The sequence below is a fragment of the Mesorhizobium sp. LNJC391B00 genome, assembly GCF_000502535.1.
Lineage (GTDB): Bacteria > Pseudomonadota > Alphaproteobacteria > Rhizobiales > Rhizobiaceae > Mesorhizobium.
In genome coordinates, this window is the sequence record NZ_AYWI01000002.1 from 329,294 (window position 1) to 352,079 (window position 22,786).

The 22,786-nt window shown below is 63.5% G+C and carries 18 protein-coding genes and 1 tRNA gene; 6 read left to right on the plus strand and 13 right to left on the minus strand.

Annotated features, from left to right (window positions below):
• Window positions 1–40: 40 nt before the first annotated feature.
• The 4 genes from X750_RS158400 to sucD all read left to right on the plus strand — a co-directional run bounded on the left by X750_RS158400 (window position 41) and on the right by sucD (window position 4,448).
• Entirely contained in the window at window positions 41–1,231 is a 1,191-nt protein-coding gene (locus X750_RS158400; protein WP_023746858.1) for an aminotransferase class V-fold PLP-dependent enzyme, read from the plus strand.
• Window positions 1,232–1,242: 11 nt separating this feature from the next.
• Window positions 1,243–2,217 (plus strand): CoA ester lyase, encoded by a 975-nt coding sequence (locus tag X750_RS158395; protein ID WP_023746859.1) that lies wholly within the window; start codon window positions 1,243–1,245, stop codon window positions 2,215–2,217.
• Window positions 2,218–2,235: 18 nt separating this feature from the next.
• Window positions 2,236–3,420: a malate--CoA ligase subunit beta gene (locus tag X750_RS158390; protein ID WP_023746860.1), complete on the plus strand. Its 1,185-nt coding sequence runs from the start codon at window positions 2,236–2,238 to the stop codon at window positions 3,418–3,420.
• A gap of 128 nt (window positions 3,421–3,548) precedes the next feature.
• The gene (gene sucD / locus X750_RS158385; RefSeq protein WP_023670795.1) at window positions 3,549–4,448 is read left to right on the plus strand and encodes a succinate--CoA ligase subunit alpha; all 900 of its coding nucleotides are present in this window, start codon (window positions 3,549–3,551) and stop codon (window positions 4,446–4,448) included.
• A 27-nt stretch (window positions 4,449–4,475) separates the two neighbouring features.
• Here the strand turns inward: sucD and X750_RS158380 are convergent, their stop codons facing one another.
• Window positions 4,476–5,408: a TauD/TfdA family dioxygenase gene (locus X750_RS158380; RefSeq protein WP_023739133.1), complete on the minus strand. Its 933-nt coding sequence runs from the start codon at window positions 5,406–5,408 to the stop codon at window positions 4,476–4,478.
• Window positions 5,409–5,807: 399 nt separating this feature from the next.
• Between X750_RS158380 and X750_RS158375 the strand changes: the two genes are divergently transcribed.
• The gene (locus X750_RS158375; RefSeq protein ID WP_023685214.1) at window positions 5,808–6,887 is read left to right on the plus strand and encodes a histidine kinase dimerization/phosphoacceptor domain -containing protein; all 1,080 of its coding nucleotides are present in this window, start codon (window positions 5,808–5,810) and stop codon (window positions 6,885–6,887) included.
• A gap of 669 nt (window positions 6,888–7,556) precedes the next feature.
• Here X750_RS158375 and X750_RS158370 read toward each other — a convergent pair.
• Window positions 7,557–7,641, minus strand: a tRNA-Leu gene (locus tag X750_RS158370).
• Window positions 7,642–7,979: 338 nt separating this feature from the next.
• Between X750_RS158370 and lipB the strand changes: the two genes are divergently transcribed.
• Entirely contained in the window at window positions 7,980–8,723 is a 744-nt protein-coding gene (lipB, locus tag X750_RS158365; RefSeq protein WP_023735909.1) for a lipoyl(octanoyl) transferase LipB, read from the plus strand.
• 19 nt (window positions 8,724–8,742) lie between these two features.
• Here lipB and X750_RS158360 read toward each other — a convergent pair whose 3' ends face one another.
• The 11 genes from X750_RS158360 to nuoL all read right to left on the minus strand — a co-directional run bounded on the left by X750_RS158360 (window position 8,743) and on the right by nuoL (window position 22,785).
• Window positions 8,743–9,993, minus strand: a complete 1,251-nt coding sequence (locus X750_RS158360) for a peptidase M50 (RefSeq protein WP_023746861.1) — start codon at window positions 9,991–9,993, stop codon at window positions 8,743–8,745.
• A 461-nt stretch (window positions 9,994–10,454) separates the two neighbouring features.
• The gene (locus X750_RS158355) at window positions 10,455–11,138 is read right to left on the minus strand and encodes an ABC transporter ATP-binding protein (protein WP_023685211.1); all 684 of its coding nucleotides are present in this window, start codon (window positions 11,136–11,138) and stop codon (window positions 10,455–10,457) included.
• Complete coding sequence (locus tag X750_RS158350; RefSeq protein WP_023698329.1) at window positions 11,135–12,481, minus strand: lipoprotein-releasing ABC transporter permease subunit; 1,347 nt, start codon at window positions 12,479–12,481, stop codon at window positions 11,135–11,137. The genes X750_RS158355 and X750_RS158350 overlap by 4 nt, the downstream gene beginning before the upstream one ends.
• Window positions 12,478–13,806, minus strand: a complete 1,329-nt coding sequence (proS, locus tag X750_RS158345) for a proline--tRNA ligase (protein ID WP_023714314.1) — start codon at window positions 13,804–13,806, stop codon at window positions 12,478–12,480. Before proS ends, X750_RS158350 begins: the two co-directional genes overlap by 4 nt.
• 729 nt (window positions 13,807–14,535) lie before the next feature.
• Window positions 14,536–14,820, minus strand: coding sequence for a DUF1467 family protein (locus X750_RS158340; RefSeq protein ID WP_023670803.1), 285 nt, complete (start codon window positions 14,818–14,820; stop codon window positions 14,536–14,538).
• Complete coding sequence (gene mce / locus X750_RS158335; protein WP_023698333.1) at window positions 14,817–15,221, minus strand: methylmalonyl-CoA epimerase; 405 nt, start codon at window positions 15,219–15,221, stop codon at window positions 14,817–14,819. The genes X750_RS158340 and mce overlap by 4 nt, the downstream gene beginning before the upstream one ends.
• A 97-nt stretch (window positions 15,222–15,318) precedes the next feature.
• Complete coding sequence (locus X750_RS158330) at window positions 15,319–16,992, minus strand: ribonuclease J (RefSeq protein WP_023690300.1); 1,674 nt, start codon at window positions 16,990–16,992, stop codon at window positions 15,319–15,321.
• A 33-nt stretch (window positions 16,993–17,025) separates the two neighbouring features.
• On the minus strand, window positions 17,026–17,847 hold the full coding sequence (locus X750_RS158325) for a biotin--[acetyl-CoA-carboxylase] ligase (protein WP_023709242.1): 822 nt from the start codon (window positions 17,845–17,847) through the stop codon (window positions 17,026–17,028).
• 4 nt (window positions 17,848–17,851) lie between these two features.
• Entirely contained in the window at window positions 17,852–19,288 is a 1,437-nt protein-coding gene (nuoN, locus tag X750_RS158320) for an NADH-quinone oxidoreductase subunit NuoN (RefSeq protein ID WP_023706136.1), read from the minus strand.
• Window positions 19,289–19,306: 18 nt separating this feature from the next.
• Window positions 19,307–20,812: an NADH-quinone oxidoreductase subunit M gene (locus tag X750_RS158315; protein ID WP_023670808.1), complete on the minus strand. Its 1,506-nt coding sequence runs from the start codon at window positions 20,810–20,812 to the stop codon at window positions 19,307–19,309.
• Entirely contained in the window at window positions 20,812–22,785 is a 1,974-nt protein-coding gene (gene nuoL / locus X750_RS158310) for an NADH-quinone oxidoreductase subunit L (protein WP_023746862.1), read from the minus strand. The genes X750_RS158315 and nuoL overlap by 1 nt, the downstream gene beginning before the upstream one ends.
• Between the last annotated feature and the right edge of the window lies 1 nt (window position 22,786).

Genomic DNA, 22,786 nt, shown 5'->3' on the forward strand with positions numbered 1-22,786 from the left:
CTCCCCTCACCGCTTTGCTGGATCAGGAGGAGTTCGCGACATGGCCGGTTTCATCCATCTTTTCATTCCCGGACCGACCAACATCCCCGAACAGGTCCGGCAGGCGATGAACCTGCCGATGGAAGACATGCGTGCAGCATCCTTCCCCGATCTCACGCTGCCGCTGTTCGAAGACATCAAGACGGTGTTCAAGAACGAGACCGGCCGCGTCTTCATCTACCCCTCCTCCGGCACCGGCGCGTGGGAAGCGGCGATGACCAATGTGCTCAGCCCCGGTGACCGCGTGCTGATGTCGCGCTTCGGCCAGTTCTCGCATCTGTGGGTCGACATGGCCGAGCGCCTCGGCTTCGAGGTCGATGTCATCGACTGCGAATGGGGAACCGGCGTGCCGCTCGAGCTCTATGCGGAGCGGCTCAGGGCCGACAAGGCGCACCGCATCAAGGCAGTCTTCTGCACGCAGAACGAGACCGCGACCGGCGTGACCAGCGACGTCGCCGGCTGCCGCGCCGCGCTCGATGACGCCAACCACCCTGCTTTGCTCTTCGTCGACGGCGTCTCGTCGATCGGCTCGATCGACTTTCGCCAGGAGGAATGGGGCGTCGATTGCGCGGTCAGCGGCTCGCAGAAGGGTTTCATGCTGCCCGCCGGCCTCGGTTTCCTCTCCGTCAGCAAGAAGGCGCTGGTGGCCTCGCGGAGCGCCACCCACCGCCGCTGTTTCTTCTCCTTCGAAGATATGATCCGCGCCAACGACGCCGGCTATTTCCCCTATACGCCGGCTACGCAGCTGCTGCGCGGCCTGCGCGCCTCGCTCGACCTGATCGCCGAGGAAGGGCTGGAAAACATCTTCGCCCGCCACCATCGCCTCGCCGAAGGCGTGCGCAAGGCGGTCGACGCCTGGGGCCTGAAGCTCTGCGCCAAGACGCCTAAATGGCACTCCGACACCGTCAGCGCCATCCTGGTGCCGGACGGCGTCGACAGCGGCGATGTGGTCAAGCGCGCCTACCAGAAATACCAGACCTCGCTCGGCGGCGGCCTCAACAAGGTGATCGGCAAGGTCTTCCGCATCGGCCATCTCGGCTGGGTGAACGAGGTGATGGTGCTGGCCTCGCTCTCGGCCGCCGAAATGGCGCTGCTCGACTGCGGCGTACGGCTGGCGCCCGGCTCCGGCGTCGGCGCCGCCATCCAGCACTTCCGCGCCTCGGCCGCCGTGCCGGTCGCCGAAGCCGCCTGAGGGAGCCAACGATGAGCCACACCATCAACCATCTGAAGAAACTCCGCCTGCAGCGCAGCGAACTGGCGGTTCCCGGCTCCAGTCCGGAAATGATCGACAAGGCGGCCAACAGCGCCGCCGACTTCATCTTCCTCGACATCGAGGACGCCGTCGCCCCGCCCGACAAGGAGCGCGCCCGCAAGAACATCATCCAGGCGCTCAACGACATCGACTGGCGCGCCAAGGGCAAGACCGTCTCGGTGCGCATCAACGGGCTCGACACCCATTACATGTACCGCGACGTGGTCGACGTCATGGAGCAGGCCGGCGACCGGCTGGACACCATTTTGGTGCCGAAGGTCGGCGTGCCGGCCGACCTCTACATGGTCGAGGCCATGGTCAACCAGATCGAGATGGCAAAGGGTTTCAGGACCCGCGTCGGCCTCGAAGCGCTGATCGAGACCGCGCTCGGCATGGCCAATGTCGAGGCGATTGCCGCGACACCCGGCCGGCTGGAAGCCATGCATTTCGGCGTCGCCGATTATGCGGCAAGCTGCAAGGCGCGCACGGTCAACATCGGCGGCCTCAACCCCGACTATCCCGGCGATCAGTGGCATTTCGCTCTGTCGCGGATGACCGTCGCCTGCCGGGCCTATGGCCTGCGCGCGATTGACGGGCCTTTCGGCGACTTCTCCGATCCGGAGGGCTACGTCGCCGGCGCCAGACGCGCGGCGGCGCTGGGTATCGAAGGCAAATGGGCAATCCATCCCTCGCAGATCGCGCTCGCCAACGACGTCTTCTCTCCACCGGAAAAAGAGGTCACCCGCGCCCGGCGCATCCTCGAAGTGCTGAAGGAGGCGGAGGCGCAGGGCAAGGGAGCAGCCGCCCTCGACGGCAAGATGATCGACGCCGCGTCGGAACGCATGGCGCGCAATGTTCTGGTGGTCAACGAGGCAATCGAACGCGCCGGTCAATTCTCGAGTGAGCCGCGCGTCGCCGCGCATTGACCGTTCAGGGAGGACAAAATGGACATCCACGAATATCAGGCCAAGGAACTGCTGGCACGCCACGGCGTGCATGTGCCGCGCGGCGGGCTGGCCTACAGCCCCGAGCAGGCGACCTACAGGGCGCGCGAGATCGGCGGCGCCAAATGGGTCTTGAAGGCGCAGGTGCATTCCGGCGCCCGCGGCAAGGCCGGCGGCATCAAGCTCTGCGCCAATGACGAGGAGATCTCCGACGCCGCCGAAGCCATGCTCGGCCGCAAGCTGGTGACACAGCAGACCGGCCCGCGCGGCAAGCTGATTTCGCGCCTCTATCTCGAGGAAGCCGTCGACATAGCGCAGGAGCTCTATGTCGGCTTCGTCCTCGACCGCAAGGAAGAGCGCGTCATGATCGTGGCTTCGGCTGCCGGCGGCATGGAGATCGAGGACATCGTCGAAAAGGCGCCGAACTCCATCCTGCGCACATCGGTCGATCCCGGCGTCGGCATGCAGCGTTTCCAGGCGCGCGAGATCGCCTTCGGGCTCGGCCTCGACCACAATCTGATCGGCAAGGCGACCGAGACCATCTTCAGCTGCTACCGGGTGTTCCGCGACTACGACGCCTCGATGCTGGAGATCAATCCGCTGGTGGTGACCCGCGACGGCAATCTGATCGCGCTCGACGCCAAAATGTCGTTCGACGAGAACGCGCTGTTCCGACGGCCGGAAATCTCCGAGCTGCGCGACAAGAGCCAGGAAGATCCGCGCGAAACCTTCGCCAGCGACCGTGGCCTCTCCTATGTCGGCCTCGACGGCAATATCGGCTGCATCATCAATGGCGCCGGCCTCGCCATGGCGACCATGGACATGATCAAGATCGCCGGCGGCGAACCGGCCAACTTCCTCGATATCGGTGGCGGCGCCTCGCCCGAGCGGGTGGCGAAATCCTTCCGCGCCGTGCTCGGCGACAAGAATGTCGAGACCATCCTGGTCAACATCTTCGCCGGCATCAACCGCTGCGACTGGGTCGCCGAAGGCATCATCAAGGCGATACGCGAGGTCGGCGTCAACGTGCCGCTGGTGGTCCGTCTCTCCGGCACCAAGGCCGAGGAAGGCCGCCGCATCCTGGCCGATTCCGGCGAGGCGGTAATCGTTGCCGACACGCTGGCCGAAGCCGCCGAAAAAGCCGTCGCTGCCTGGCGCGCGGCCACCAAGAAAAAAGCAGCCTAGAGCCGGATGATTTCAGGTCGAATCGACCTGAAATCTGAATCCGTCTCTAAAATCAAACAGATGGAGCATGATGTCGTCCGAAAACCGCTTCACACTTTTCGGCATCATGCTCTAGGGAGGTCGAGAAAATGGCAATCCTGCTCAACCGCAGCACCCGCGTCATCGTCCAGGGGTTCACCGGCAAGATCGGCAGCTTCCATGCCGAGGACATGAAGCGCTACGGCACCAAGCTGGTCGGCGGCGTTACGCCCGGCAAAGGCGGCCAGAAGCATCTTGGCCTGCCCGTCTTCAACACGGTCAAGGGCGCGGTGCGCGAGACCCGCGCGGAGGCCAGCATCGTCTTCGTGCCGCCGCCTTTTGCCGCCGATTCGATCATGGAAGCGGCCGACGCCGGCATAAAACTCTGCGTCTGCATCACCGACGGCATCCCGTCGCAGGACATGATGCAGGTCAAGCGCTACATGCTGCGCTACCGCTACGAGGACCGCATGCGGCTGATCGGGCCGAACTGCGCCGGCGTCATCACGCCCGGACAGGCGCTGATGGGCATCATGCCCGGCAGCATCTATCTGCCTGGCCGCGTCGGCATTGTCGGCCGCTCGGGAACCCTGGGCTACGAGGCGGCGTCGCAGATGAAGTCGCTCGGCATCGGCGTCTCGACCAGCGTCGGCATTGGCGGCGACCCGATCAACGGCTCGTCCTTCAAGGACATGCTGAAACTGTTCGAACAGGATGACGACACCGACGCGGTGGTGATGATCGGCGAGATCGGCGGACCGCAGGAAGCCGAAGCCGCGATCTGGGCGCGCGATAATATGCGCAAGCCCCTGATCGCCTACATCGCCGGCCTCTCCGCCCCCAAAGGCCGCCGCATGGGCCACGCCGGCGCCATCATCTCGGCCTTCGGCGAGTCGGCGCAGGAAAAGGTCGAAATCCTGAAGGAGGCCGGTGTGATCATCGTGCCGACGCCGTCCTCGTTTGGTGAGGTGGTCGCCGATACGCTGTCACGTATGAAGAAGGCCGCCTGAACAGCGGCCTTCGCGTTCGACCGCGCCTCAGGCAGCCTTGTCGGCTGCCGGCTTCGCGACCTTGGTGCGGGTGGCGCTGCGGCGGCCGTCGACGCTGACCGGAACGTCGCCGTCGACCGTGGCGCGACGCACCACCCGGTGCTGGTCGCCGTAATCGTTGACGGCGTAGTGCTGCGTCGCGCGGTTATCCCAGATCGCCACATCGCCGGCCTTCCAGCGCCAGCGCACGGTGTTCTCCGGCGCCGTGACATAGGACTGGAACACCTCGTAGAGCTTCGCCGAATCGCTTTTGGAAAGACCGATCAGCCGTTGCACGAAATTGCCGAGCAGCAGCGAGCGCTCGCCTGTTTCGGGATGGACGCGGACAACGGGATGCTCGGTCTCGTAGATCGTCGAGGTGAAGATTTCCTCGAAGTGCTTCTTTTCCGCGGCGCTCGCACGCGGCCGCACCGCGGCGTAATCGTAGGCGTTGCTGTGCACCGCCCAGAGATTGTCGGCCAGCAGCTTCAACGGCTCGGGCAGGTCCTGATAGGCGGCCGCGGTGTTCGACCAGATGGTGTCGCCGCCGGCCGGCGGTATGACGACGCCGCGAAGAACGGAGAATTTCGGATAGGCGTCGACGAAGGTGACATCGGTATGCCATTGGTCGGCGCGACCGCCGCCACGGCTGGAATCGAGTTCGAGAATGGACGCCGTTCCCTTGACGGGACCTTGGGTCGGATGCGGGACGAGGTCGCCGAGACGCTGGGCAAAGCGCTCCTGCTCGGCATCGTCGAGATGCGCCTGGTCGCGGAAGAACACCACCTTGTGCCGCAACAGGATCTGGTTGATCGCCGCGACCGTCTGCTGCGGCAGGTCGCCGGAGAGCCGAATGTTCCTGATCTCTGCGCCGACGCGTCCGGTAAGCGGGACAATATCGGCATCCGGGATGATCTGCTCTACGGGGGTAAGTCTGGTCATGGGAACCTCTTCCTCTAAAGCCGCGGGCTGGTGGCAATGCTCCGCCGTCTGCCGGCCGCATAGCGATCGGCGGAGCAACTCCCTCATCGGGAGCCGACTTGCTTGGCAACGAGAGCACTGATCTCAACTCAGGAGGCGAAGGCCGCCAAGGCTTGCGAGCAGTACCGAGATCCCATTCAAAGCGTAATTCTACAAATTCCATAGACATTTCTTTTCAAAGTTCGGCGGCCCTGAGAAAAATGCCTTCTGTCCAATTCGTTCGTGAGCGGCAGGCGGTGGAGCGCTGCGCGACGCGGCCCGCACCAGTAGTGACGCTGTCGTATCCCCTTCGATATTGGAGATGGCGGGTGAATTGCATGCCTGATATTGATGGCTTCCACGCATCACGCAGGCGCCGAGATGACAGACTCCGATAAGGCTGACGCTGTCGAGCAATTGCTCGATACGCCTGACCTCGCCACCGCGCTGGAAAGCGACCAGTTCAAGAAATTTCTCGACCAGATGCCGATCGCGATCGCCGTCTCGGAATTGATCGCGAAGGAACGTGTCGTCTACGCCAATCCCGAATTCGAGAAGCTCTCGGACCTCAAGGCGCCGAAGCTTGCGCGGGAAAACTGGGCGGCCCTTTCCGGCAGGGGGCTTCATCGGCAGAAGGACAGGCCGCTCGCCGAGGCTGTCGTTGAAGACACCGATTTCGTCGGCACGTTTCGCCTCGAGCGCGGCGAGGACAAGCCGGCAATCGTCGACGTTTATTCCAACGTTATCGAGGACGACAACGGCAAGCTCTGCTTCCGGCTGGTGGCGCTTGTCGACGTCACGGCACACGGTGAGACCGAGGACGCGCGACCCGCGGAGGAGCTCATCCGGGAGAAGGACACCCTGTTGCGCGAACTGCAGCATCGGGTGAAAAACAATCTGCAGATGATCACCGCTTTGATCCGGATGGAAACCCGCAACGCCACCGAACCGGACCAGAAGCGTTTCGAAAGGCTTGCCGGCCGGGTAGACGCATTGGCAATCCTCTACCAGACATTGTCGGCTGACCAGCAGAAGGATGAGGTGGATCTTGGCGTGTACCTTAGCCAGATCGCGTCCGCCGTCATGGCGTCGCACGCAGTCGAAGGTATCCGCCTCGACCTTAAGGTGGATACCTATCCGGTATCCATCAACGTTGCCATGCCGACAGGCCTGGTCGTCAATGAGTTGCTGACCAACGCTCTCAAACATGCATTCGTCGGGCGCGATGGCGGCACGATCACGCTGCACAGCGTCGTCAGCGGCGATGGTTGCCGGGTGACTGTCGCCGATGATGGGATCGGTCTGCCGACGGGTGAGACCTGGCCCAGGCCCGGCAAGCTCGGCTCCTTGATCGCGCGGTCGCTGACCGAAAATGCCAAGGCGCAATTCGACGTCAAGTCGAGTGCCGGCGAGGGAACCAGGGTCACCATCGTCTTCAAGCGATCGGCGGCGACGGACTGAGGCTATGCAACGGCGCGCCGGCAAATCCCGGCCGGACAGGTGCTTCGGGCGCTCGCGGGTGTGGCCTTAAGTCGCAAACGATTTGGCTGCAGAAGCGGGGCGCCGGGCTTCTTTGACGGTGCTATCAGCACCATATGTGGTCCACAGCCCTCCAAAACGAGAGAAGCTCGCTCCGACCGGTCGCATCGCGGCCGTCAGCCGGCAATGGCTATGAACCAGGAAACTGAAAACCATCATGCGTGAAAATATCAGACCAGCGTCGAGAGACGTCCCCCTCATTCAGCTAGGCCTGCACCAGTGCCGCTTCCCGGTGAGCGAAGACCGGTCGGTACCCGGTGGTTACCGGTTTTGTGCCGGGCCGACGTCGCCGGATCGCGTCTACTGCGATCACCACCACACCGTCGTGACGGCCGTTGACCCTCGTCGAGCCCGTCCGGGTCTCCATTTCCCGCAACGACGCGCCGCTTAGGTCAACCACATCCCCTGCCCCGCCACCGGCAAAGCCGGGGACTCAGGTGCAGGAGGCTGGCCGGTGCGAGCCAAGCGGCGTTCGCGTGCGGCTCTGCGACCTCTTGTTGCAACTCTGCTGCGGCCGGTTCAAGCGCCAAAGGCGATGATTTGGCGTCGACGGCCTGAGAAGCCGCAATGATTTCAATGGCCGAAAAATTATGGTGCGGTCGAGAAGACTCGAACTTCCACGGGTTGCCCCACAGCGACCTCAACGCTGCGCGTCTACCAATTCCGCCACGACCGCCCGTGGTAGGAGCCGGAACGAACCGGCTCGCGGCGTGTAGCAAATCGTTTCCTGCGAAACAAGGGCGCGGCGCGCAATAATCGCCGCGAATTGGCATATCGGCCTCTACAGCGCCGCGCCTCCTGTGGGACGCGCAAAGGACGCTGCAGCACTTTGATTTGGCGCATGATCCTTTCCGAAGATCGTTCCTATCTTCGGGGTCGTGCGCGAAGGCCGAAATGCGTGGCGAACTGGACGTTTCAGCCGGATACCGCCATATGAAGGGCAAATGCATTTGGCCCCAGAGCGCAAGGCGGTTTCGCCAAGCCGGCGTGCATCACGCGAAAAACGAAAAAGCCATGACCGAACGCAGCCAGATCGCCACGTCGTTCCTGCCCTTGCCGGGTTCGGCGCCGGTCGAATGGCGCATCGAGCCCGGCCTGACCGGCTACACCGATGCGCTGGCCCTGATGGAAGCGCGCGCCGAGGCGATCCGCGCGGGTGCAGCCGCCGAGATGGTCTGGCTGGTCGAGCATCCGCCGCTTTACACCGCCGGGACCAGCGCCCGCATCGAGGACCTGATCGACCCCGACCGTTTCCCGGTCTTTGCCGCGGGGCGCGGCGGCGAATACACCTATCACGGGCCGGGGCAGCGGGTTGCCTATGTCATGCTTGACCTGAAGCGCCGGCGCGAGGATGTGCGCGCCTTCGTCGCCGCGCTCGAGCAGTGGATCATCGGCACGCTTGCCGCCTTCAATGTGCGCGGCGAACGCCGCGAGGACCGCGTCGGCGTCTGGGTGGTGCGGCCCGAGCGCCCGTCCCTGCCCGACGGCTCGCCGGCTGAAGACAAGATCGCGGCCATCGGCATCCGGCTGCGGCGCTGGGTGAGCTTTCATGGCATTGCCGTCAATGTCGAGCCGGATCTCAGCCATTTCAGCGGCATCGTGCCATGCGGCGTGCCGGATCACGGCGTCACCAGCCTCGTCGACCTCGGCCTGCCCGTAACCATGGCCGATTTCGACCTGGCGCTGAAATCCGCCTTCGAGGATGTTTTCGGGGCAGCGAAGTCAACTTCTACAGAACCGGCTCGCAAGGCCGGCTGAGTCTCGCCTCGACCAACGCTCAAAGCAACCGCGCCGAGGCCCACAACAGCCCGAAACCGTGAATGGCGAAGACGGCCAGCAGCGCGCCGGCCATGGCGAAACGATCGAAGATGCGGATCGGCTTCAATTCGTGGCGCGGTTTTACCCCGCTACCCACTGTCATCAGGCTGAGGATGGCAAAGACGGCGCCCGCCACCAGCAGAAAGCTTTGGGAAAAGCCGGCCAGCCAGCCAAGCCACAGCAAGGCCGAGAGCAGGGAAAACGAGGCGAGCGCCAGGGCGGCCGGCCCCGGGCAGATCTGGCGCAGCACCTGACCGCCGTCGAATTTCCACACCGGCACCAGATTGGCGATGTTGAACAATGCGGCAACGCCGGCGAGCGTCGCCAGAAGGGCCGCGGCGAGCCGATGTCCCTCGCCGGACGCGAGCCCGCTGGCGACGATCAGCAGCGGAACCAGGAACGCGGAAAAGCCGGCGCCCATCAGCGCCACGAAGGCGACCTCGAAGCGGCTGTCATAAGGCCGGCCACCAATGGCGATGCCGCCGAGCAGCGGGATAAAGATCATCCGCGCCTTGCGATGACCGGTCAGCCGGAAGGCCGCCATGTGGCCGAACTCATGCAGGGCGACCACCGAGGTCAGGATCGCGGCCAGCGCCAGGCCGCCGAGATTGAGCCCGAAGAACGGCCACAGGATGAAAGCCGAAAGAACGGCGAAACCGACCTGGCTCAGCGGATGCTCGAACCAACCGCCCTTGCGATATTGTCCGGTCCTCGCCCAGACCTCCAGCTTGCCGAGCTCGCGGCGCATGGCGAAGTAGCGGAACACCAGGAAGGCGACGCCGCGATAGCGATCGGTCTGGCTGAGCGTCACCCGCGTGCCGGCACCTTCCGAGGTGAGTTCGGTGGTCTCATAAAAATCCTTCCAGAACGACGCGTCGAGCGCGGTATCCTCGATGACCCGCATCGAAAAACGACTGCCTTCGACGACGTCCTCGAAGCGCGACCCGCGCTCGATCGGCTGGCCGTCGCGGCCTTCCCAGGACAGCAGGATGCGGGTCGTGCCCTGCCCGTCCAGCGGCTGCGCCTTCAGTATCTCGCCGGACCAGCCGGCATCGCTGCCGAGCGGCCACAGCGCCTGCCAGAGGCGCTGCCGGTCCATTGCGACCACGCGGCTGAGCCTCACCGTGCGCAAACCGAGCGGCGCGGTCATCAAAAGGAAAATCAATCCGAGATTACCGGCCACGAGAAGGGCCGTCACGATCGGCGACACCTGAGGTTTTGCTCCCTGTATTTGGCAGGGCACCCTAGCGGCACGGCGGCAAGAAAGGCTTAACGGCACAACGCCCCTCCTGCCCGCCTAAAACAGTGCGGCGAACAGCAGTTGCATCACATGGCGCCGATCCAGACCGCCATGGAAACGAGAAACGCACTCATGCACACCAACGAAACGACGTCCTGAACAAGATCGCTCATAACTCTCTCCTGTTGTTGATATGTTCGTATTTTGTTCTAACTTTGTTCGAAAGTCAATGAGCGGAAAGCGGCATGCCGACGAATCCTGACAGCCGGTTTGGGCAGGGTTAAGGAAAGGTTGACGGGGTGACGGCGGTGCTGACGCAGGGCGCATCGCATGCCTTTGCGATCGGGACACGCACCAATCACTTCGTGATCCTAGGGCGGAGCAAGGAGCGCAGCGACGCGGCGCAGACCCTAGGATGAGGAAGTTGGGGCCTACAACGGAACGACCTTGCCATCCGCCAACGTCACCCGGCGGTCCATGCGCGAGGCGAGTTCGTGATTGTGGGTCGCGATCAGCGCGGCAAGGCCGGACTGCTTGACCAGCGCGCCAAGCGCCTCGAAGACATAGGAGGCGGTGACCGGGTCGAGATTGCCGGTCGGCTCGTCGGCGAGCAGCAGCAAGGGCGCATTGGCGACCGCGCGGGCAATGGCGACGCGCTGCTGCTCGCCGCCGGACAGTTCCGACGGCCGGTGCGACGCGCGCTTGCCGATCTGCATATAGTCGAGCAGCTGTGCTGCGCGCTCCGACGCCTCCTTGCGCGAAAGCCCTTTGATCAGCTGCGGCATCATGATGTTTTCCAGTGCCGAAAACTCCGGCAGCAGATGATGGAACTGATAGACGAAGCCGACATCGTTGCGGCGGATCGCCGTGCGTTCGTCGTCGGAGAGCCGTCCGCAGGCGCGGCCGGCCAGAATGACGTCACCGGCGTCGGGGCGCTCGAGCAGGCCCGCCGTATGGAGCAGCGTCGACTTGCCGGTGCCCGACGGCGCCACCAGCGCCACCATCTCGCCGCGCTTCAGCGAAAAGTCGGCGCCGTTCAAAATGGTGAGCTTGCGCGGCCCCTGGACATAGTGCCGCTCGACGCTCTTCAGCTCGATAATGATCTCGGACTTCATTCGTATCTCAAGGCCTCGACCGGATCGAGCCGTGCGGCGCGCCATGCCGGAAACACCGTTGCTAGGAAGGACAGGCCGAGCGCCATCATGATGACATAGGTGGTCTCGCGCGGGTCCATCTTTGCCGGCAGCTGGCTGAGGAAATAGAGCTCCGGGTTGAACAGCACCTTGCCGGTCATCCAGGAGAAGAACTGGCGGATCGATTCGATGTTGGTGCAGATGAGCACCCCGAGCAGCACGCCGGCCAGCGTGCCGGTGACGCCGATCGCAGCACCCGTCATCAGGAAGATGCGCAGGATGGCGCCGCGCGAGGCGCCCATTGTGCGCAGGATGGCGATATCGTGGCCCTTGTCCTTCACCAGCATGATCAGGCCGGAGATGATGTTGAGCGCCGCCACCAGCACGATCAGCGTCAGGATCATGAACATGACGTTGCGCTCGACCTGCAGCGCCGAAAAGAACGTCTCGTTGCGCTGGCGCCAGTCGACCATGTCGATCGGGCGTTGCGCCGCCGCATCGACCAGCGGTTTCAGCGCGTCGACATTATCGGGGTTGTCGACATAGATCTCGATCGTCTGCGCCCTGCCGTCCATGTTGAAATAGAGCTGCGCTTCGGAAAACGGCATGTAGACGATGGAGCTGTCATACTCCGACATGCCGACCTCGAAGATCGCCGCCACCTTGTAGCCCTTCAGCCGCGGCGTCGTGCCCATCGGCGTCACATCGCCGTCCGGCGAGATCAGCGTGATGGTGTCGCCGAGCACAAGGCCGAGATTCTCCGCCATGCGCTTGCCGATGGCGACGCCATCGCCGGAGTCGAAGCCGTCAAGCGTGCCTTGCTTGACGTTCTGGGCGACGATGGCGATCTTGCCGAGGTCTTCGGCCCTGATACCGCGCACCAGCGCGCCCATGCCGCCGCCGACATTGCCTTGCGCCAGCACCTGGCCGTCGATCAGCGGGATCGCGTATTTGACGCCGGCCACGCCGTTGATGCGGGCTGCGACCTGCGCATAGTCCTCAAGCGGCGAATCCAGCGGCTGCACGATCAGATGGCCGTTGACGCCGAGGATGCGGGTCAGAAGTTCGGCTCGAAACCCGTTCATGACAGCCATGACGACGATCAGCGTGGCGACGCCCAGCATGATGCCGAGGAAGGAGATCGAGGCGATGACCGAGATCACCGTCTCCTTGCGGCGCGACCGCAAATAACGCCAGGCGACCATGCGTTCGAACATGGAGAACGGGCCGGCGACCGGAGACTTGGTGACCGGAGACTTGGCGACCGGAGACTTGCCAACCGGAGACTGGGCTACCGAAGACTTCGCTGCCGCGGCTTCGCTCATACGGTTGCACCGAAGCGTTTCCTGGCCTCTGCGACCGGCAGCGTCTCGCGCTCGCCGGTCCGGCGGTTCTTGATCTCGATCTCGCCGGCGGCCACGCCGCGCGGCCCGACGATCACCTGCCAGGGCAGGCCGATCAGGTCTGCGGTGGCGAACTTGCCGCCCGGCCGCTGGTCGGTGTCATCGTAAAGCACATCCTTGCCGGCGCTGGTGAAGGCGGCGTAGAGCTCGCCGCAGACGCGGTCGCACTCGGCGTCGCCGGCCTTCATGTTGATCAGGCCGATGTCGAACGGCGTCACCGCTTCCGGCCAGATGATGCCGTTATCGTCATGGCTGGCCTCGATGATCGCTGCGACCAGCCGCGACGGACCGATACCGTAGGAGCCGCCGGAAACGAAATGATCCTTGCCGTCGGGCCCGGTCACCTTGGCGCCCATGGGCTTGGAATATTTGTCGCCGAAATGAAAGATGTGGCCGACCTCGATGCCGCGCGCCGAGACCCGGTCGGCCTCGCCAAGCTTGTCCCAGGCCGCCTCGTCATGCATCTCGTCGGTGGCGGCGTAAGGCATCGTCCACGTCTTGACGATGTCGGCGATCTCGCCGTCATTGCCGAAGTCGGTTTTCTCGCCGGGCACCTGCAGCGACAGATATTCGCGGTCGCAATAGACCTGGCTCTCGCCGGTGTCGGCCAGGATGATGAATTCATGGCTGAGATCGCCGCCGATCGGCCCGGTGTCGGCCCGCATCGGAATGGCCTGCAGCCCCATGCGCGTGAACGTTCGGAGATAGGATACGAACATGCGGTTATAGGCGGCCTTGGCGCCCTCGAAATCGAGGTCGAAGGAATAGGCATCCTTCATCAGGAATTCGCGCGAGCGCATGACGCCGAAGCGCGGCCGCACCTCGTCGCGGAACTTCCACTGGATGTGGTAGAGGTTTAGCGGCAAGTCCTTGTAGGACTTGACGTAGGCGCGCACGATCTCGGTGACCACTTCCTCATTGGTCGGACCGTAGAGCATGTCGCGGTCCTGCCGGTCCTTGATGCGCAACATCTCCTTGCCGTAATCGTCATAGCGGCCGCTTTCGCGCCACAGATCGGCCGACTGGATGGTCGGCATCAGGATTTCCAGAGCGCCGGCGCGGTTCTGCTCCTCGCGGATGATGCGGCAGACCTTGTCCAGCACCAGCTTGCCCAGCGGCAGCCAGGAAAAGCTGCCCTGCCCCTGCTGGCGGATCATGCCGGCACGCAGCATCAGCCGGTGCGAGACGATCTCGGCCTCGCGCGGATTTTCTTTCAGGATGGGCAGGAAAAACTGCGACAAACGCATGGACAGGTCCGTGAGAGAGGAGGCTGCGCCGGAATCGGCGCGGCTGGCTTGCTTGCCCCGGCTTCATAGCTATTTCGTGACGGAATGGAAACCCGACCGGTCGCATCGGTCCGAAATCGCAAAAATCGATTCTTCTTCCAAAGACCTTCGCACCGAAAACGATAATGCTTCTGACGCAAAGTGATCGCCTGACTGCAAAGTCCTCACACACGCTTTGCGCGTCCGGGCTACGCGGCACACCTGGCCCCATTAATGCGGCAGCCCCGGCGTTGTTCGTTTCGCAAGCAAAGCCTGCCGCACTATTGTGCACTGCAGCACAGATTGCCCGATTGCGGGCAAAATTCTGCGTGACAATTTCATCAGGGTTAGGCTAGTGTGCCCCGATAACCGAGAGGGTGGAGAAAAATCTGCTCTCCTACGCGGTCAAAGTCTTGGGAGGATGCGATCTAGGCGCGGTTACCCGCTGCCGCCGGAAACCGGAAAACAGATCGGAACGCGTTTAAATTGCAAGGCCTTGTGCCTTGCATTTTTTTTGCCCGATCATCTGGTTAGATCAACCTGTTCCCAAATCACGTGAGCTTGCGTCAGCCTGACACCAAGGCGTGATTCTAATGCGGGTGGGCCATGCCTGGCCGCCTATTGCGCATCGCAGGCTGGCGAGACAAAATCTGAGTTTGGCGCTCCGAAACAGGCACAAACATCCCAGCCGATCTGCCGGCGGGAAAGTGGTTAGTTAGCCGGTGCCTGGCTGGCTTCGGGGATGATGTGCGGGACTTCGTCGAGGCTGTAGCCCAGCCCGTGCGTCAGGCTGTAGAAAACCCCCATGACGACAGCCGTGACGATGGTGGTGCGGATCACGGCGCGCAGCATATGCGGCCCGCGCGGCGCACTCGCAACCGTGCCCAGCGTCACGTCCTGGTCGTCATCCTGCGTCTTGACGCTGAACGGCAGCACGATGAACAGCATCAGCCACCAGGTGATGAAGAACAGCGCGGCAAACGAAATCCAGCTCATGCCTGCTCCAGTTCGACCAGCGTGCCGAAGAAATCCTTGGGATGCAGGAACAGCACCGGCTTGCCGTGGGCGCCGGTTTTGGGATTGCCGTCGCCCAGCACGCGGGCGCCGCTCGCTTTGAGGTGATCGCGCGCGGCAAGGATGTCGTCGACCTCGTAGCAGACATGATGCATGCCACCCGAGGGGTTCTTGTCCAGAAAGGCCGCGATCGGCGACCCCTCGCCCAGCGGCTCCAGGAGTTCGATCTTGGTGTTGCCGACATCGACGAACACCACGGTAACGCCATGCTCGGGCAGCGCTTGCGGCGCGGTGACCTTCGCGCCAAGCGTATCGCGATAGGCCGCAATCGCCGCGGCCAGGTCCGGCACGGCAAGCGCTATATGGTTCAGGCGTCCGAGCATGAAGTGCTCCACAAGTTAAGAGAGTAGGGAATGGGCAGTAGGCAGTAGTGATACATCTGCATTTTTCTCCACTGCCTACCGCCTACTGCCTATTCCCTCACCTCGTCACAAACACCGTCACCAGCGGCTTCTTGCCCCAGGCCTCGTTGGCGGCGCCGCGCACGGCGCGGCGCACCGCTTCCTGCACCAGATCGAGGTCCTTGCGGCGCTGGCGAGGGATCGAGTCGACCGCGCCGACGGCCGCGTCGAGCATCAGATCTTCCATGTTTTCGCCACGGGCATCGGCCTCGGCGACGCCGATGGCGACCAGATCGGGATCGCCGGCGAGCTCATATTTGTCGTCGAGCACGACATTGACCGCGACATGGCCGGCAAAGGATAGCTTGCGCCGGTCGCGTATGCCCATCGCCTGGTCGGTGCCGATCAGCCTGCCGTCCTTGTAGATGCGGCCGAACGGCACCTGGTCGATGATCGTGGCCGGACCCGGCGCCAGCCGCAGCATGTCGCCGTCGCGCACTTGCGCCACCTGGCCGATGCCCGACGTCGACATCAGCGACCCCTGCGCCACCAGATGCGCGGCTTCGCCGTGCACGGGAACGCCGATCTGCGGCCGCACCCATTCATACATCCTGCGCAATTCGCTGCGGCGGGGATGGCCGGAGACATGCACAAGCGCGTCGCCATCCTCGATGATCTTGATGCCGAGGTCGATGAGGCGGTTCTTGATCTCGAGGATCGCCTTCTCGTTGCCGGGAATGGTGCGTGAGGAAAACACCACCGTGTCGCCGGCCGTCAGCGACACCGATTTCATCTCGTCGCGCGAAAGTTTTGCCAGTGCCGCCAGCGCCTCGCCCTGGCTGCCGGTGCAGATGATGACGAGGTTCTCGCGCGGGATGAAGCCGAAATCCTCTTCGGCGATGAACTCCGGCAGCCCGTCCATGTAGCCGAGCTCGCCGGCGACATCGATGACCCGCTTCAGCGAGCGGCCCAGCACCAGGCACTGGCGGCCGGCATCGCGCGCCGCCTTGGCGATCGAGACGATGCGCCCGACATTGGAAGAGAAGGTGGTGACGGCGACACGGCCGACAGCGCTCTGGATGACGCCCCTGAGGCCTTCGCCCACCGCCACTTCCGACGGCGATTCGCCTTCGCGCAGCGCATTGGTGGAATCGCAGACCAGCGCCAGAACGCCCTTGTCGCCATAGGCGCGAAACCGCGCCTCGTCGGTTTTCGGACCGATCGTCGGTTCCGGATCGATCTTCCAGTCGCCGGTATGGATGACGGTGCCGGCCGGCGAGGTGATCGCCAGCGACATCGGCTCGGGGATCGAGTGCGCCACCGGAATGGCCTCGATCGAGAACGGGCCGACAGTGAATGTTTCGCCTGCCCGGTAGATCGTCACCGGAATTTTCTTCGGCGCGCCCTGCTCGCCCTGGCGCTTGGCGTCCAGCAGTCCGGCGCTGAACGGTGTCATCCACACCGGCGCCTTCAGCTTCGGCCAGATGTCGAGCAGCGCCCCGTAATGGTCTTCATGCGCGTGGGTGATGATGATGCCGCGCAGGCCGGCGAGGTTCTCCTCGATGAAGCGCGTATCGGGCAGGATCAGGTCGACGCCAGGATGCGCCGCATCGGGAAAAGTCACGCCGACATCGACGACGATCCACTCGCGCGCGCTAGGCGGCCCATAGCCGTAAAGGGCGAAGTTCATGCCGATCTCGCCGACGCCGCCGAGCGGCACGAAGACGAGTTCGGCGTTTTGCGCTTTCGCCATCAATTTTCCCTTCCCGGCCCTTGCGGCCAGCCCCTAAATCTTTGCCGACGCGACGGCGCCGAAATGCACGTCGCCGGCGGCTACCGTCACGACCGACCCCTCATCATCGCGGATCACGAAACGGCAGTCCGCGTCAATGGTTTCGAAGGTACCGCGCACCACATTCCCGTCAATCCTGACAGCAACCTCGCCGCCAAGCCCCGCCGCGCGCGATAGCCAGCGACGCCGGATGGCGTCGAGCCCGCGTCCGTCATCCCACAGCCGGGCATTGTCGGTCCAGGCATCAGACAGCGCCAAGAACAGCGTTTCGGCGTCGCATGTCGCGCCCAGCGCCTGAAGCGATGTCGCCGGATACGGCAAATCCGGCGGATGCGCCACCACATTGACGCCGATGCCCACCGCCACCGCGAAACGGCCGCCATCGAGAATGGCCGATTCCAGCAGGATGCCGGCCAGCTTGGCGCCGGAGGCCAGCACATCGTTCGGCCATTTCAGCTCGAAGCGATTCTGCCCCTGGCTGGCGCCGTCGAGGCCGATAGCGATCCTGCCCTTCGGCACCACGGCGTCGAGCGCATCGGCCAGCGACAGGCCGGCGACGAAGCCCAGCGTCGCCGCCAGACGCAACTCACCGCCGGTGATGACCAGCAATGTCGCCGCCAGATTGCCCTCGGGCGATACCCAGGCCCTGCCGCGGCGGCCACGGCCGCTTTCCTGCTTCTTGGAAACGACCCACAATTTGCCGGGATCGCCTGCCCTTGCATGGTCCAGCGCCAGCGTGTTGGTGGAACCCACGCTGTCATGGGCCTCGAGCCGGAACCCTTCCGTCTCAGAGGTCGGAGCCAGCCGAAATGCCATCCGTTCAGAAAAATGTCTTGGCGGCGGCTTCGGCGTAGGTCGCGATCGGCCCGCCGATCAGCACATAGAACAGCACGAAAGCGCCGGAGACACCAAGCACGAGGCGCAGCTCAACCGCCATCGGCACGAAGCCGCCGGCCGGTTCGTCGAACCACATGATCTTGATGATCCGCAGATAGTAGAAAGCGCCCACCACAGAGGCCAGCACGCCGATGATCGCCAGCGCATAGAGATTGGCGTTGATGGCGGCGAGGAACACGTACCATTTCCCCCAGAAACCGGCGAGCGGCGGGATGCCGGCCAGCGAGAACATCAGGATGGTCAGGATCGTCGCCATGATCGGGTTGGTCGACGACAGACCGGCGAGATCGCTGATCTGCTCGACATTGCCTTCCTTGCGCCGCATGGCGAGGATGAAGGCGAAGGTGCCGAGCGTCATGACGAGATAGATCAGCATGTAGATGGCGACGCCGCGCACGCCGGCCTGGCTGTTGGCGGCTAGGCCGACCAGCGCGTAGCCCATATGGCCGATCGAGGAGTACGCCATCAGCCGCTTGATGTTGGTTTGGCCGATCGCGGCGAAGGAGCCGAGCGCCATCGAGGCGATCGAGATGAAGACGATGATCTGCTGCCAGTCGGAAGCGATCGGCTTGAAGGCGCCCATGGTGACGCGCACGATCAGCGCCATTGCCGCCATTTTGGGGGCAGCCGCCAGGAAGGCGGTGACCGGCGTCGGCGCGCCCTCGTAGACATCGGGCGTCCACATGTGGAACGGCACCGCGGAAATCTTGAAGGCAAGGCCGGCCAAAACGAAAACCAGGCCGACGACGAGGCCGAGCTGGCGCTCACCGCTGCCAAGCGCCGAGGCGATTTCCTGGAAGCCGACATTGCCGGTGTAGCCGTAAATGAGGCTGATGCCGTAAAGCAGCATGCCCGACGACAGCGCGCCCAGCACAAAATACTTCAAACCGGCCTCGGTCGAACGCAGATTGTCGCGATTGATCGCGGCCAGCACGTAAATCGCCAGCGACTGCAGCTCGAGGCCGAGATAGAGCCCGATCATGCCGTTGGCCGAGATCATCAGCATCATACCGAGCGTGCAGAGCAGGATCAGCACCGGGTATTCGAACTTGTCGAAATGCTCCTGCCTGGCGAAGCGCATCGACATCACCAGCGTCACCGCCGAACCGATCAGCGACAGCACCTTCATGAAGCGGGAGAACGGATCCTGGATGAAGGCGTTGCCGTAGGCTGCGCCCTGTCCCGTGGGAAAGATCAGCCATAGGCCTGCGATCACCAGCACGGCGACGGCAAGGACAGTCACCAGAATGGCAGTGTTGGCGCGCGAATAGGCGCCCACCATCAACAGCGCCAGCGCGCCGATGGCGAGGATCAGCTCCGGCGTCGAGAGCGAAAGGCTGGAGTAAAGGTCCGGCGTCATGGTTCGCAAAACCTCTGGTCAGTTCGCCGCCGCGGTCTGCGCGGCGCCGATGGATGCGGTGACATTGGTGACGAGCGCCTTGACCGACTGGGCCGTGGCATCGAAGACGGGAGCGGGATAGACGCCGAAGAAGATGACCAGCACGACCAGCGGGTAGATGATCGCCTTCTCGCGCGTCGACAGATCGAGCAGGCCCTTCAGGCTTTCCTTGGTCAGCGCGCCGAAGATCACCCGGCGGTAGAGCCAGAGCGCGTAGGCCGCCGACAGGATGACGCCGGTGGCGGCGAAGAACGCCACCCAGGTGTTGACCCGGAACACGCCGAGCATGGTCAGGAACTCGCCAACGAAGCCTGACGTGCCCGGCAAGCCGACATTGGCCATGGTGAAGATCAGGAACACCGTGGCGTATTTCGGCATGTTGTTGACCAAGCCGCCATAGGCGTCGATCTCGCGTGTGTGCATGCGGTCGTAAATGACGCCGACGCACAGGAACAGCGCGCCCGAGACGAGGCCGTGACTCAGCATCTGGAAGATCGCGCCCTGCACGCCTTCCTGGTTCATGGCGAAGATGCCCATGGTGACGAAGCCCATATGGGCGACGGAGGAATAGGCGATGAGCTTCTTCATGTCCTCCTGCATCAGCGCCACCAGCGAGGTGTAGATGATGGCGACGACCGACAGCGTGAACACCAGCGGTGCGAACATTTCCGACGCCAGCGGGAACATCGGCAGGGAGAAGCGCAGGAAGCCGTACCCGCCCATTTTCAACAGTATGCCCGCCAGGATCACCGAGCCCGCCGTCGGCGCTTCGACGTGCGCATCGGGCAGCCAGGTGTGCACCGGCCACATCGGCATCTTCACCGCGAAGGAGGCGAAGAAGGCCAGAAATAGCCATGTCTGCATGTGGGCCGGGAAGTTGTGCGTCAACAGCGTCGGGATGTCGGTGGTGCCCGCCTGGAAGAACATCGCCATGATGGCGAGCAGCATCAGCACCGAGCCGGCCAGCGTGTAGAGGAAGAACTTGAACGAGGCATAGACGCGGCGCTTGCCGCCCCAGACGCCGATGATGATGAACATCGGGATCAGGCCGGCCTCGAAGAAGACGTAGAACAGCACGATGTCGAGCGCGCAGAACACGCCGATCATCAGCGTTTCCAAGAGCAGGAAGGCAATCATGTAGGCCTTGACGCGCTTGTCGATCGCTTCCCACGACGCCAGGATGCAGAGCGGCATCAGGAACGTCGTCAGGATGACGAACAGCATCGAAATGCCGTCGACCCCCATATGGTAGGAGATGCCGGAATCCAGCCAGGCAAATTTCTCGACGAACTGGAAGCCGGCCTGCGAATTGTCGAAGCCGGTCCAGATGAACAGCGAGATGATGAAGGTGGCTGCCGTCGTCGTGAACGCGATGGCGCGGATGTTGCGACGCGCATTCGGGCTGTCATCCCTGATGAACAGGATCAGCAGCACACCTACAAGCGGCAGGAAGGTGACCAGCGAGAGGATTGGCCAGGCGGTCATCAGAGCATCATCCAGGTGACGAGTGCGGCCACGCCGATCAGCATGGCGAAGGCATAGTGATAGAGATAGCCGGTCTGCAGCTTGACGACGCGGTCGGTGACATCGACGACGCGCGCCGAAATGCCGTCAGGGCCGAGCCCGTCGATGATGGTGCCGTCGCCGGTCTTCCACAAGAACCTGCCCAGCGCCTTTGCCGGCCGCACGAACAGGACGTCGTAGAGCTCGTCGAAGTACCATTTGTTGAGCAGGAAGGCATAGAGCAGCCGATGGTTGGCGGCGACGCTCCGGGGCAGTTCCGGCGAGCGGATGTAGAACTTCCAGGCGACGGCAAAGCCGATGATCATGGCGACGAACGGTGCCAGCTCGACCCACAGCGGCAATTCGTGGATATCGTGCAGGATGTGGTTGTCCGGCAGCGTGAACAGCGACGCCTTCCAGAATTCGGTATAGCCTTCGCCGATGAAGGCGCCATGGAAGATAACGCCGGCAAACAGCGCGCCCGCGGCCAGGATGAACAGCGGCACCAGCATCACCGGCGGCGATTCATGGACATGGTGCATGACGTCGTGGCTCGCCCGCGGCTCGCCGTGGAAGGTCATGAAGATCAGCCGCCAGGAGTAGAAGGAGGTGAAGCAGGCGGCGATGACCAGCAGGACAAAAGCGAGGCCGGCGACCGAATTGTGGCCGGCAAAGGCAGCCTCGATGATGGCATCCTTGGAGAAGAAGCCGGCGGTGCCGATGACGGTCACCGGAATGCCGACGCCGGTCAGCGCCAGCGTGCCGATCACCATCATCCAGTAGGTCTTCGGAATGAGCTTCCGCAGGCCACCCATCTTGCGCATGTCCTGCTCGTCGGAGACGGCATGGATGACCGAGCCGGAGCCCAGGAACAGCAGCGCCTTGAAGAAGGCATGCGTGAACAAATGGAAGATCGCCGCGCCATAGGCGCCGACGCCGAGCGCGACGAACATGTAGCCGAGCTGCGAGCAGGTCGAATAGGCGATGACGCGCTTGATGTCGTTCTGGACCAGGCCGACGGTCGCCGCGAAGAAGGCGGTGAAGGCGCCGATGAAGGTCACCACGGTCAGCGCCGAATGCGACAATTCGAACAGCGGCGACAGCCGCGCCAGCATGAACACGCCGGCCGTCACCATGGTGGCGGCATGGATCAGTGCCGAGACCGGGGTCGGGCCTTCCATCGCGTCCGGCAGCCAGGTGTGCAGCGGCACCTGCGCCGACTTGCCCATGGCGCCCATGAACAGCAGCAGGCAGACGATGGTCATGGCCGCCTGCTTGTCCAGCGCATAGCCGAGGAAGGTCAGCACGGCGGCCCCTTGCGGCGCGCCTTCGGCCGGAATGAACGTCGCGGCATTGGCGAAGATGGTGCCGAGATTGACCGAGCCGAACAAAACGAAGACGCCGAAAATGCCGAGCGCGAAGCCAAAATCGCCGACGCGGTTGACGACGAAGGCCTTGATGGCAGCAGCATTGGCCGACGGCTTCTTGTACCAGAAGCCGATCAGCAAATAGGAGGCGAGACCCACCCCTTCCCAGCCGAAGAACATCTGCACGAGGTTGTCCGCCGTCACCAGCATCAGCATGGCGAAGGTGAACAATGACAGATAGGCGAAGAAGCGCGGCCGGTTCGGATCGTGGTGCATGTAGCCGATCGAATAGATGTGGACCAGCGCCGACACCGTGTTGACCACCACCAGCATGACCACCGTCAGCGTATCGATCCTGAGCGCCCAGGACGCGTCGAGCCCGCCGGATTGGATCCAGCGCAGTACCGGCACGGTGAACACCTCGCCCTCGCCGAAGCCGACGGAGAAGAAGGCGACCCAGGACAGCACGGCCGAGATCACCAGGAAGCCCGAGGTGATGTATTCCGATGCCTTGGCGCCCAGCGAATTGCCGAACAGACCGACGATCAGGAAGCCGAGCAGCGGAAGGAAGACGATCGCTTGATACATG